General features: G+C 62.4%; 9 protein-coding genes. 6 read left to right on the forward strand and 3 right to left on the reverse strand.

The window, feature by feature from the left end:
- Positions 1 to 2 precede the first annotated feature (2 nt).
- Both J3P90_RS03175 and J3P90_RS03180 read right to left on the reverse strand, forming a co-directional pair.
- A complete protein-coding gene (locus tag J3P90_RS03175) occupies positions 3 to 1,949 on the reverse strand; it encodes a methyl-accepting chemotaxis protein (protein WP_434635432.1) in 1,947 nt (648 codons plus the stop codon).
- 51 nt (positions 1,950 to 2,000) lie between these two features.
- Positions 2,001 to 3,671, reverse strand: a complete 1,671-nt coding sequence (locus tag J3P90_RS03180) for a diguanylate cyclase (RefSeq protein ID WP_434607968.1) — start codon at positions 3,669 to 3,671, stop codon at positions 2,001 to 2,003.
- A 418-nt stretch (positions 3,672 to 4,089) separates the two neighbouring features.
- Here J3P90_RS03180 and J3P90_RS03185 point away from each other — a divergent pair, with 418 nt between their 5' ends.
- The 6 genes from J3P90_RS03185 (at position 4,090) to J3P90_RS03210 (ending at position 10,724) form a co-directional block, all read left to right on the forward strand.
- Positions 4,090 to 5,157, forward strand: coding sequence for a DUF2333 family protein (locus tag J3P90_RS03185; RefSeq protein ID WP_420766279.1), 1,068 nt, complete (start codon positions 4,090 to 4,092; stop codon positions 5,155 to 5,157).
- A gap of 3 nt (positions 5,158 to 5,160) precedes the next feature.
- On the forward strand, positions 5,161 to 5,718 hold the full coding sequence (locus J3P90_RS03190) for an NUDIX hydrolase (protein ID WP_434560855.1): 558 nt from the start codon (positions 5,161 to 5,163) through the stop codon (positions 5,716 to 5,718).
- 169 nt (positions 5,719 to 5,887) lie between these two features.
- Entirely contained in the window at positions 5,888 to 6,259 is a 372-nt protein-coding gene (locus J3P90_RS03195) for a translation initiation factor Sui1 (protein ID WP_420766281.1), read from the forward strand.
- 209 nt (positions 6,260 to 6,468) lie between these two features.
- Entirely contained in the window at positions 6,469 to 8,382 is a 1,914-nt protein-coding gene (speA, locus tag J3P90_RS03200) for an arginine decarboxylase (RefSeq protein WP_039593533.1), read from the forward strand.
- A gap of 237 nt (positions 8,383 to 8,619) precedes the next feature.
- Positions 8,620 to 9,930, forward strand: a complete 1,311-nt coding sequence (locus J3P90_RS03205; RefSeq protein WP_434675818.1) for a type VI secretion system Vgr family protein — start codon at positions 8,620 to 8,622, stop codon at positions 9,928 to 9,930.
- Positions 9,927 to 10,724, forward strand: a complete 798-nt coding sequence (locus tag J3P90_RS03210; RefSeq protein WP_434675819.1) for a DUF4123 domain-containing protein — start codon at positions 9,927 to 9,929, stop codon at positions 10,722 to 10,724. The genes J3P90_RS03205 and J3P90_RS03210 overlap by 4 nt, the downstream gene beginning before the upstream one ends.
- Positions 10,725 to 10,727: 3 nt before the next feature.
- On the opposite strand, the gene J3P90_RS03215 is transcribed toward J3P90_RS03210, so the two are convergent.
- Complete coding sequence (locus J3P90_RS03215) at positions 10,728 to 12,077, reverse strand: MATE family efflux transporter (protein ID WP_420766284.1); 1,350 nt, start codon at positions 12,075 to 12,077, stop codon at positions 10,728 to 10,730.
- Between the last annotated feature and the right edge of the window lie 47 nt (positions 12,078 to 12,124).

The following is a 12,124-nucleotide window of genomic DNA, read 5'->3' on the forward strand; positions in this document are numbered from 1 at the left end:
GGTCATACCCGAAATGCCTGGACTGCGGTGTGCAACCGCCCGCCGAGCACCAGGAGGTTGTCGCCTTGCTCGCGACCCTGGCCGATGCGCAGCAGGTTATCCCCGCCCAGTTGGTGAATGCGCTCGCTGTGGTCGCGGATTTCGCTGACAGCGCCGCTTTGCTGAGCCGTGACATCGGCGATTCGCACGGCGGTATCGGCGATGGTCTGGATGGCTGCGACGATTTCATCCAAGGCGCCGTCAGCCGCCTGGGCCTGGCTGGCGGTGGCCTCGGCGTGTTCAACCTGGGCGCGCATGCCGTCCACTGATTGGCGCGCGGCCAGTTGCAAGCGGGCGATCAGCGCCTGGATTTCCGAGGTGGCGCCAGCGGTGCGTTGGGCCAGGGAACGGACTTCTTCAGCCACCACCGCAAAGCCCCGGCCCATTTCCCCGGCGCGGGCGGCTTCGATGGCGGCGTTGAGGGCAAGCAGGTTGGTCTGGTCGGCAATCGAGCGAATGACCGTCAATACGCCACCAATGGTTGCCGACTCCTCGGCCAGTTGTTCGATCATTTGCGCGTTGCCTTGCACTTCGCCCACCAACGCATGGAGGCCGGCGAGACTCAAACCGATGACTTGCTGGCCATGTTCCACGGCGTTACCGGCGCTGCGACTGGCCTGCGCGGCCTGGCTGGCATCGCCAGCCACTTGCTGGATGGTCGCTTCCAGTTCGCCGAGCGAGTCACGGATCAATGCGGTGTCGCCGGCCTGGTCCTCGGCGCCACTGTGCAGTTCGCCGCTCAACTCGGCCAGGGCGCGGCTACTGCCAGCGACCTGTTCGGCGTTCACCCGAATGGTGCCCACCAGGTCCACCAGATAAGCGCGCAGGCGATTGAGGGACGCCTCGATGTCTTGCATTTCACGGTTGCCGGCGCCCATGTGGATGCCCCGGCTGAAGTCGCCTTCGGCCCAGGTGGACAGGGCCGGCGCCAGGTGCGTCAAGGTGCGGGCCAGGCGCCGTTGCAAGGTGTCGATGAGCAGCGCGATCAGCAGGATCAAGCCGATCATCACGCCCTGGATCAAGCGAACCTCCCTCTGAATCTGCCCATGCTGGGCACGTACCGCCGGTTCCAGGGTGTCGATGGCCGTCTGTGCATCAGCGATTTTCAGGTGGGTGGCGCGGCTCAGTTCGGTGCGCTTTTGGATCAGCTCCCGAGTGCGGGTCAATTCCGCGGGGTAGCGGCCGAGCAGGCTGTTGAGCTCACGCTTGAGACCGATGCCGGCGTCCTCGCTGACAGTTTTTTCCTGGGTTTGCAGGCCCATCAGCGCGGCAAAGTCATCGCTACCCGATTCGCTGCTGGCGGTTACGCCCAGCAGAGGCAGGCTCTCGAGGCGTTCTGCTTGCACACGGATGCCTGCCAGTTCCCGCTCGACATCGGCGGCCAGTTCGCTGCGACCGCTGCTGACCAATTTGTCACGGGTAAGGGACAACCGACCCAGGTGCTGTGAAGCGGCGAACAATGGAGGTGAGTAGGCCGGGGCGCCACTGGCGTACTGGGCGAGTCGATCGAGACTGGCGCTCAGTTCCCGTTCGGCCTGCAACAACAGGGCCTGTGGGTCGCCGGCCAGCTTGCCGGCGGCCAGCAGGTCGGTCTTGCTGAAGTTGTCGAGGTTGGACAGGCTTGGGCGCAAGGTCTTGGCCAGGTCCGGTGGGAACTGGTCCAGCTCCTTTTGCAGGCCTTCCAGTGCTTGGGTGGCCGCGCTGAGGCGCAGGGCGTCGCCGCTGGCCAGGTAGTCCTCGATGTTGCGCGCCACTTCGCTCTGGAACTGCCGCGACAGGCCGAGGTAGCGTTCCATCAACAGGTAGGGTCGCTCCAGGGCAATCTGCGACCACCAAAGGGTCGCGCCAAGGCCAAGGCATACGGCAACTAAGAGAAGGGTGTTGAGATTGGTCAGCAGCTTCAGGCGCATCAAGGGTCTACCGGGGGCAGAATCGAAGTGCCTGAAGTTATTGCGTTTGCGTTACACGTTTATGACTGAATCAGTGGAATCCGATGAAAAGGTGGCACTTTGCTTTGATTGTCTGGCGCTCTGTACCCGGTTGCGTCCGGCATGCTTGGCGCGGTACAGCGCTTCGTCCGCCTGGCTGGCCATCATCAGGCTGTCGGACGCTTCGCTCATTTCCACCACGCCGGCGCTGAAGGTGCACCACAGGTCCTGGGGTTGGGCCGGGTAATGGATTTCGGCGAAGCGTTGGCGGATTTCGTCCAGCACCTGGCAGGCTGCATCAATATCGGTGTCGGGCATGACGATCGCGAACTCTTCGCCGCCATAGCGCCCGATGAAATCGGTCTTGCGCAGGCGCTGCTTGAGAAACAGCGCCAGGCTCTTGATCACTCGGTCCCCCATGGGGTGGCCGTGACTGTCATTGACCCGCTTGAAATGATCGATGTCCAGCATGGCGAAACTCAAGGGCTTGCCTTCGCGGCGGGCGCGAAAACTGCAGTCCTCGAGCAATTGCAGGATATGGGTGTGGTTGTAGAGGCCGGTGAGGCTGTCGCGCACCATTCGCGCCTTGAGATTGCGCGCCCGGGCCGCGCGGTTGCGCACGGTGGTGATCAGGTGCCGGGGTTTGATCGGCTTGGTCAGGAAGTCGTCGCCGCCTTCGCTCATGGCGTCGAGCTGCTTATCCAGGTCGTCTTCGGCGGACAGGTAAATGATCGGCACGCTGACATAACGGTCGTTGTGGCGAATTACCTTGGCCAGTTCCGTGCCGGTGCAAGCGGGCATGTACATATCGAGAATGATCAGGTCGGGCTGGAAGTCCGCCAGTTCGGCCATTGCCTGGATCGGCTCGATCAACGTCCGGGTGATGATGCCGGCGCTGTTCAGCAGCCGTTCGGTGTGCAAGGCCTGGGCGCGGGAGTCATCGATGATCAGCACTTTATAGGGCTCGTACTGGGCGACGCAGGTCAGCACTTCGATTTTTTCCAGCAGGCTCGACGCCTCGAGCGTGCCGGTTAGAAATTCCTGGCCGCCGGCGCGCACCGCCGCCAGGCGGGTGGGCGTATCGGTTTCAAGCAGGCTGAAAAAGAGCAGCGGGATGGCCTGGTCGAGGCCTTCCTGGGCTTGGGCCGCCAACGTCAGGCCCACGCCAGGGCCGCTGAAATCCACGTCCATGACGATCGCCGCGGGCAGGCGCTCGACCATCGCGGAGCGGAACGCGGCGATACTGTTCAACGCATGGGCGCTGAGGCCAAAGAATACCAACTGCTTGGCCAGCCGTTCCGCGCGGTCATGGTCTTGCAGCATCACGTAGATGGGCTTGCGCAGCGGTGGCAGAAAGGTCTGCTCGAGTTGATCGCCGTGGCGCAGGCCGGTGCGGGACAGGCGTTGCATCAAACGGTTGATGTCGCTGATCAACTGGCTGCTCAGGCGGCCGCGATTGGCATCCACCGCTTGCAGCGACTGGCTGATGCCGTGGGCAAGCTGGCAATGCTCGGGCTGTTCGAAACGCTCGGCAAAGCGCAGCAGGCGCAGATTGGCTTCGCTGAGCTCAGACAGGTCGTTACTCGACCACTCGCTGCGTTGCAGGCGCTGCCATATCTCAAGGATCTGGCGAGCCTGATGAATTACCCGCTGGGCAAAGTGGTGCTTGAGGCGCTCACGGCTGGGGTCTTCTGACTCGGTCATATCCTGACTACTAGTTAGGGGGCATGCTGAGGTCGACTGGTGGCTCTATGCTAGCACCTCTTTTCCCTTACATGAGTGTCGTACGTCAATAAACTGCCAAGAGATGCGATTCAGTTTTCGACCGCACGGTCTTCGATTGGCGGCCTGTCATGCACCGGGGGCCGAGAATAGAGGCTTTCGGGGGTTTTTTGGACTGTTTGTCCAGTTGCTTCGTTGGGTGCGCAAGCACGATTCGATTCGCTGATATCGAGTCAGCTCGCTACCAAATCATGACTGGCAGGGTTAAGGGAAACCCTTAGGTGGCTCCTGGTCTGGTGGCGGTAATTGTCCTATAAGCCCAACGACGGATGCCGGCCAAGGCACGTTGATGTAAGGTTGTGGTCGAACCGTGAACTCAAGTGATTGAAGGAACATCGCCATGCTGGACTGGAAAAACCGCGCGGGCAGCGCGCCTGAACGCGCCGCCGAGCCGAAATCGGACACCCGCAGCTACCTGGGCGGGCTGTTTTTCAGCCGGGCACTGGCCACGCTCATTGGTTTGTATCTGCTGGTGACCATTGCGGTGGGTTGGTATTGGAGCCAGGAGCCGGCGCTGTTTCCCGTGCAGCAGAACGCCCAGGCGGCGGCCGAGAAGGACGGCAGGCAAATGGTGGTCGGCTACACCACCGTCGAAACCCTCAAGACCGTGGCCGGAACCTTGCTGACCAAGCAGGGTGGCTACATTTCCAATGACCGCTTCCCGCCGGGCCTGTGGATGGACAACATGCCGAGTTGGGAATACGGCGTGCTGGTGCAGGTGCGCGACCTGAGCCGCGCCTTGCGCAAGGATTTCGCCCGCTCGCAGTCACAGTCCGCCGAAGATGCGGACCTCGCCAAGGCCGAGCCGCGCTTCAACTTCGACAACCGCAGCTGGGTGCTGCCCTCCAGTGAGTCGGAGTACCAGGAAGGCATCAATTCCTTGAGTCGTTACCAGGCGCGCCTCTCCGATCCAGGCCAGAAGAGCGCATTGTTCTATGCCCGCGCCGACAACCTGAACAACTGGCTGGGCGATGTCGGCACTCGCCTGGGGTCGTTGTCCCAGCGGCTGTCCGCCAGCGTCGGCCGGGTCAAGCTCAACACGTCGCTGAAAACCGAAATCCCCGCGCCCGGCCAAGTGCCGCAGGTCGACGAAGAAGTGGTTGAAACCCCATGGCTGCAAATCGACAACGTGTTCTACGAAGCCCGTGGTCAGGCCTGGGCGCTGTCTCATTTGCTGCGCGCCATCGAGGTGGACTTCGCCGACGTGTTGGCCAAGAAGAACGCCACGGTCAGCGTGCGGCAGATCATTCGTGAGCTGGAAGCCTCGCAAGAGCCGGTCTGGAGCCCGATGATCCTCAATGGCAGCGGTTTCGGTGTATTGGCGAACCACTCGCTGGTCATGGCCAACTATATTTCCCGCGCCAATGCGGCGGTCATCGACCTGCGTCAGTTGCTGAACCAGGGCTGATCGATGGACGAAAGCACCCGGGAGGCGGCTCACCGAGCGGCTTCGGATGCCGAGCTCATCGCCTGGGTCGACGAGCATGACAACCTGCTCGGCAGCCTGGTGCGCTCGGATCTGCGCGAGCGCGGCCTGATCGGGCGGGGCACCTATATCATGTTGTTCAATTCGGCCGGGGAGTTGTGTGTCCATCGGCGGACGCTGAGCAAAGCCATCTATCCCGGTTACTGGGATGTCGCGGCCGGCGGCATGGTGCAGGCGCACGAGAGCTACGCCGAGTCGGCGGCCCGCGAGCTTGCCGAAGAGCTCGGTGTCAGCGGCGTGGAGCTGGTCGCCCACGACCATTTCTATTTCGAAGACACCGGCAGCCGCCTGTGGTGCTCGGCGTTCTCGGCCGTGTGGGATGGTCCGTTGGTGCTGCAGCCCGAAGAAGTGCTGGAGGCGCGTTTTCTGCCCGTCGAGCAGGTGCTCGATGAAATCCGCCACAAGCCTTATTGCCCGGACTCCCTGGCGGCTCTTGGGCGCTATTTGCGCGCCTGCGAAGCCGGTGTCGCAAAGAAGCTCTAAATTGGCGCCGATTGGCCCTTAGCAAGTCGCCTTTTTGCCGTTACACTGCGCGACTTTTCAAGCTTGGCCGACATCGTTCGGCCCAGTTGCGCTGCCCCTGCCTGAGTGGGGCTTCGCGGTCGAGGCTTTCGCCCCTTGACCAGTCTTTGTCCTCCGAAGAGGATTGCCGGTGGCCAAAAAAGCCGCATCCTTCGCCGCCCTGGGTGGCCTGGTATTTTCTACCGACGCCGGTCGTCATTGCCCCGATTGCCGCCAACCGGTGGATGCCTGCATCTGCAAACAGACAATCATCCCCGAAGGGGACGGTATCGCTCGCGTGCGCCGCGAAAGCAAAGGTCGCGGCGGCAAGACGGTGACGACCATTACCGGTGTGCCGCTGGCCGAAGACGCCCTCAAAGAACTGGCGACGACGTTGAAAAAGCGCTGTGGCACGGGTGGCGCGTTGAAGGACGGCGTCATCGAGATCCAGGGCGATCACGTCGAGCTGCTGTTGGCGGAACTCACCAAACACGGTTTCAAGGCAAAGAAATCCGGCGGCTAGCAGCCTCTGTGAAAACCACCCCGGCTTGATCCGAACCCCGGTTCGGGGTCGCACACATGGTTTTCACAGAGCCTGTTCTGAACGGGTTCTAAACTCAGCGCTGCGGGCAGGGTCTACCGTGCTTACAGGCAAATCGTCATTTCCATTCTCTACACTGCGCCAGCCTGCGACCGGGTGGGTGCATTTTGACTTCTTTATAGGGGACTTCGATGTCCGTACGACGCACACGCAAAGACGATGGCAGCCAATGGACAGTTGCGGACAGCCGCAGTGTTTACGGGATTCGCCATTGGGGGGCCGGGTATTTCGCGATCAATGAAGCCGGTCGCGTCGAAGTCCGTCCGAACGGCCCCGACAGTTCGCCCATCGATTTGTACGAGCAAGTCGACCAGTTGCGCCAGAGCGGCCTTTCGCTGCCCTTGCTGGTGCGCTTCCCCGACATCCTGCAAGACCGGGTGCGTCAGCTCACCGGCGCGTTCGACAGCAACATCGCGCGCCTGGAATACCAGAGCCAGTACACCGCGCTTTACCCCATCAAGGTGAACCAGCAGGAAGCGGTGATCGAAAACATTATCGCGACACAGAACGTGTCGATCGGCCTGGAAGCCGGCTCCAAGCCCGAGCTGCTGGCGGTGCTGGCCCTGGCGCCGAAGGGCGGGACCATCGTCTGCAACGGCTACAAAGACCGCGAGTTCATCCGCCTGGCGCTGATGGGCCAGAAGCTGGGCCATAACGTTTTCATCGTGATCGAGAAAGAATCCGAAGTCGGCCTGGTGATTGAAGAAGCCGCGTCGCTCAAGGTCAAGCCACAGGTCGGCCTGCGGGTTCGCCTGTCGTCCCTGGCGTCGAGCAAGTGGGCCGACACCGGTGGCGAAAAATCCAAGTTCGGCTTGTCGGCCGCGCAGCTGTTGTCGGTGGTCGAGCGCTTCCGTGGCGCGGGCCTGGACCAGGGCATCCGCCTGCTGCACTTCCACATGGGTTCGCAGATCGCCAACCTGGCGGACTACCAGCATGGCTTCAAGGAAGCGATCCGTTATTACGGCGAGCTGCGCAACCTTGGGCTGCCGGTGGATCACATCGACGTCGGCGGCGGCCTGGGCGTGGACTACGACGGCACGCACTCGCGCAACGCCAGCTCCATCAACTACGACATGGACGATTACGCCGGTGTCGTGGTGGGCATGCTCAAGGAGTTCTGCGATGCCCAGAGCCTGCCGCATCCGCACATCTTTTCCGAAAGCGGTCGTTCGCTGACCGCGCACCACGCCATGTTGGTGGTGCAAGTGACCGACGTCGAGAAACATCACGATGACGTCCCGGTCATCGAGAACAAGGAAAGCCTGCCGGAAACCGTGCAGTGGCTGGTGGACCTGCTGGGCCCGACCGATATCGAGATGGTCACCGAGACTTACTGGCGAGCCACCCATTACATGAGTGACGTGGCAGCCCAATACGCCGATGGCAAGCTGACCCTGGCGGAAAAAGCTTTGGCCGAGCAGTGCTACTTCGCGGTGTGCCGTCGCCTGCACAATTCGCTGAAGGCCCGCCAGCGTTCGCACCGCCAGGTGTTGGACGAGCTCAACGACAAGCTGGCCGACAAGTACATCTGCAACTTCTCTGTCTTCCAGAGCCTGCCGGACACTTGGGCGATCGGCCAGGTATTGCCGATCCTGCCGCTGCATCGCCTCGACGAAGAGCCACTGCGCCGTGCCGTGCTGCAAGACCTGACCTGCGACTCCGATGGCAAGATCAAGCAGTACGTCGACGAGCAGAGCATCGAGACCAGCCTGCCGGTCCACTCGCTCAATCCAGGCGAGGATTATCTGTTGGGTATTTTCCTGGTGGGTGCCTACCAGGAAATCCTGGGTGACATGCACAACCTGTTTGGTGACACCGACTCGGTGAACATCTACCAGAACGCCGATGGCAGCGTGTACCACGCCGGTATCGAAACCCACGACACCATCGAAGACATGTTGCGCTATGTGCACCTGTCGCCGGAGGAGTTGATGACTCACTACCGTGACAAGTGCGCCAGCGCCCGGATCACGGCGGCCGAGCGCACTCAGTTCCTGGATGCGCTGCGACTGGGGCTGACGCGTTCGTCCTACCTTTCTTCCTGACGGTGGCCCCTTGCGGGGCCGCTGTTGCAGGCTAGAGCGATCCATCGTGGCGAGCTTCCTCGCCACGTTGTTTCTGCATTGCAAACCCGTGCGCCGCGTTTATCGGCCTATTGATGCCGTTTAGCTGACGGCGTCCTAATTTCATGTAGTCCCTTTCCTAAATAGTCCTTGAGCCCTCTACTCGTCCTCTGCTGTCGGCGAGAATGCCCGGTCGCCCCTCCTGTAGAGAAAACGCCGATGTCCGATCCAGCCTGCGAGCTACCTTTTCGTCTGGAGATACCCGGTCTGTCCGAACCTTTCGTCGTCGTAGCCTTAACAGGCAATGAAGCCATCAGCGAACCCTTCGTTTTCGAAGTGGAGCTGTCGGTCAGCGACATGGCCCTGGACATGGCCGGGTTGCTGTACCGCAACGTCTGGCTGAGCTTCGGAACCAAGGATCAAGGCATCCACGGGCGACTTCACGAAATCGTCCACCGCCATGGCGAGAGCTGCCGGGTACGCATCGGGCCGAAGCTGGCGAGCCTTGCGCAGCGTTTCAGTCAACGGGTCTTCAATGCCTGCTCGGTGCCACAGATCATCCGCCAGGTCCTGGGCGGGCATGGTATCAACGGCCGCAGCCTGTGCCTGGATCTGAGCAACGCTTATCCTTCGTTGGATCTGTATACCCAGTACCGCGAATCCGACCTGCATTTCCTACAACGAATGTGCGCCCAGGCGGGTATCCACTTTCATTTCGATCACACCCGGGACGGGCAATGCCTGGTTTTTGCGGATACGGCGGGCAACGTTCCGACGATGGACAAGGCTTTGTACAGTGTTGAAGGGCGGGCCCAAGCAGTGCGTGCGTTCACGGTGAAGGCGGATATCCACGGAGCTTTGGTCGCCCAGGGCCGTAGCGATCTGACGCACTTGCACGCCGGCCAGATCCTATCGCTGAAGGGCCATCCTCATGGGAAGTGGAACCAGGGCTGGTTATTGACGCAGGTTGAACACCACGGTCATGCGGGCGGTTATGGCAATCTTTTCCAGGCCATTCCCTGGGGGATGCCCTTCCTGGTGGACAGGGCGCCGGACAAGCCTGTCATGGTGAGCAGGCAACGCGGCTGGGTCGTGGAAGTGGATGAGCCGCGAGTGGCCGGGCGAGTGGCGGTGCAGTTCGACTGGGCCTATCAGGGAGAGGGCGCCATCCCCAGCCATTGCTGGCTGCCCTTGGCACCCGAGCTTGCGGCGCGTGGCGTGGGGACGATTGCCGAGGGCACCGAGGTTCTGGTGAGTTTTATCGAGGGCGACCCGGACCGTCCCCTGGTCAGCGCATTCCTGGGTGGCGCCCCCGGCGCGCAGTCAACGCAGGCGCCTTCTCCCACCGCGCCTGCCGAGGAAATTCCCGGGGCTTCTGGAGTCGATTCATCCTTGTTGTCCGCAATCAAGGATGGTGAGCCACTGGTCTTGCTGTGCCTTTTGCCAGGCGGGGGGCGTTTCAGCCCTTGTGCGCAGCCGGTGTGTACCTGTCGCATGGTGATGGGACAGGGCGCGGGCGCGGCGCCATGAATGTGGCCACCTTGCCGGGTCCCGCTCCCCAATGGCTGCTGTTAGACGTTCCGGACGCGCCCGAGGCCGCACAGCGCCTGAAGGAACAGTTTGCCGAGGTGCCGCGTTTTGCCCTGTTCGAGGGAACCGAGTTCGACGGAGCGAGATCACACGGCCCGTTGTTGGTGGATCTTAGGCAATCGCCTGCGCTGGCCAGCCTGTGCCATCTGGACGCTCGATCCTGGCCCGGGTTGCTGTTGGTGACCTCGACGCCAGCCGAGTCCTTGCTGGTACATTTGCGGCGCATGCTGACGGTGACGCTGGGCCTGCATTACAAGGCCTTCCTGAGTTATTACAACCCGCACACCGCCAGCTATTTCTTCGATGCCTGCGATCCCCGGGAGCTCAGTTGCTGGCTGGGACCGATCAGCCTGTTGCGCTGGTTCGGTGGCACCTGGGCCGATCGGACGATGGGGTGCCAGGGGTGGCAACAGCTCTCCAATCCCAGGCTTGCGGTGCCTGCGCTGGAAAACGAGCATGGCCTCAGCGACAGGCAACAGGTCAAATTGCAGGAGTGCTTCCTGGAACGTCACGTCTGGCGATGGTCTCGCTCCACTGGCCATGACTATTGGGTGCTCTGGGACTACGTGCAACAGGGGCGCAAGCTGGGGTTCAGCGAGCAGGCCGTTCTCGACGGCTGGTTATGGCTGCGCTTGCAATACCCCGATGCCGAGCCCGTGCCGGGGCTGCCTGGTGGTTCCCAGCGAGAACGTCTCGATCATTTGCGACGCCTCTGGCAAGGCAAACAGGGCTGAACATCATCGAGTTTCGGCATCGACCCAGCCGCCACGACGGTGCAAGAGCCAGGCGACCGTCCCGAGCGTCAGGCTGCGCACCGTCATGAACAACAGGAAAGTGATCCACAGTCCGTGGTTGCCGAGTCCTTGCAGCGCCCAGGCCAGCGGCAACACCAGCAACAGGGTCAGGAGCATGCCGTTGCGCATTTCCCGGGCGCGGGTGGCGCCGATGAACAGGCCATCGAGCAGATAGCTCCACACGGCAATCAATGGCAGCGTTGCCAGGTAAGGCAGGTAGCGGTAAGCGGTGTCGCGCACGTCGGCAATGTCGGTCTGCATGTCGATGAACAAATGTCCGGCCAGCAGAAACAGCAGTGCGAACCCGACGCTCGCGATCAAGGACCAACCGCAGGCGACCACCAGCGAACGGCGCAGGGCCAGGCGGTCGCGAGCGCCAATGGCGTGGCCGCACAGCGCTTCCACCGCATGGGCCAGGCCATCCAGGGCATGGGCGGTAAGCAGCAGGCCATTGAGCAGCAGCGCATTGGCCGCCACCGTCGCGTCCCCCAGCCGCGCGCCTTGCACGGTGATCAGGAAAAACACCGATTGCAGCACCAGGCTGCGGATGAAAATGTCCCGGTTTACCGCCAGCAGCGGTCGCCAGCTCTGCCACAGGCTCAGGGCGGCCCAGGCGATCCGCCCTGGCCAGGCGCGCAGCGTCCTTCGGGCCAGGGCCAGGCCCACCAGCGCGCCCGCCCACTCGGCGATGACCGAGGCGCGTGCCGAACCCGTCACGCCCCAATCCAGGCCGATGACGAACCACAGGTTCAAGGCGATGTTCACCAGGTTGGTGACCAACAGGATCGTCAACGGTGCGCGGGCGTTCTGGGCGCCAAGGAACCAGCCCACCAGCGCGTAACTGGCCAGCGCCGCCGGCAAGCCGAAAAGCCGTGTATGAAAGAAATCCCGGGTCAATTGGTCGAGCTCGGCCGAGGGCTGCATGAAGTGCAATGCCACGTCGCTCAACGGAACCCCGACCGCCCCAAGCACCACCGACAGCCCCAACGCCAGCAAGAGTCCTTGCAGCAAGACCTGCCGCAGCGCAGCGCCATCGCCACGCCCGGCTGCCTGGGCGGCGAAACCGGTCGAGCCCATGCGCAGGAACCCCATGGCCCAGGCCAGCACCGTGTACAGACTCGCCCCGACCGCCACCGCGCCCAACTGATGGGCATGGGGCAAGTGGCCGATGACGGTACTGTCCACCAGTGCTACCAGCGGTACGGATATATTCGAGAGAATCATTGGCGCGGCCAGCGCCCATACCCGACGGTGGGTGAGGCGGTCGCGCCAGTCGGCGATCAGGTTGGACATGGTGGCTCCTTGATGGAGCGCGATTGTAGCGTTATCGCAGCGTTCGT

Source organism: Pseudomonas sp. D3-10, assembly GCF_051132175.1.
Lineage (GTDB): Bacteria > Pseudomonadota > Gammaproteobacteria > Pseudomonadales > Pseudomonadaceae > Aquipseudomonas.

Coding starts and splice junctions, on each gene's coding strand:
- J3P90_RS03175 (WP_434635432.1), bottom strand. CDS start 1,949: ATGCGCCTGAAGCTGCTGACCAATCTCAACACCCTTCTCTTAGTTGCC.
- J3P90_RS03180 (WP_434607968.1), bottom strand. CDS start 3,671: ATGACCGAGTCAGAAGACCCCAGCCGTGAGCGCCTCAAGCACCACTTT.
- J3P90_RS03185 (WP_420766279.1), top strand. CDS start 4,090: ATGCTGGACTGGAAAAACCGCGCGGGCAGCGCGCCTGAACGCGCCGCC.
- J3P90_RS03190 (WP_434560855.1), top strand. CDS start 5,161: ATGGACGAAAGCACCCGGGAGGCGGCTCACCGAGCGGCTTCGGATGCC.
- speA (WP_039593533.1), top strand. CDS start 6,469: ATGTCCGTACGACGCACACGCAAAGACGATGGCAGCCAATGGACAGTT.
- J3P90_RS03205 (WP_434675818.1), top strand. CDS start 8,620: ATGTCCGATCCAGCCTGCGAGCTACCTTTTCGTCTGGAGATACCCGGT.
- J3P90_RS03210 (WP_434675819.1), top strand. CDS start 9,927: ATGAATGTGGCCACCTTGCCGGGTCCCGCTCCCCAATGGCTGCTGTTA.
- J3P90_RS03215 (WP_420766284.1), bottom strand. CDS start 12,077: ATGTCCAACCTGATCGCCGACTGGCGCGACCGCCTCACCCACCGTCGG.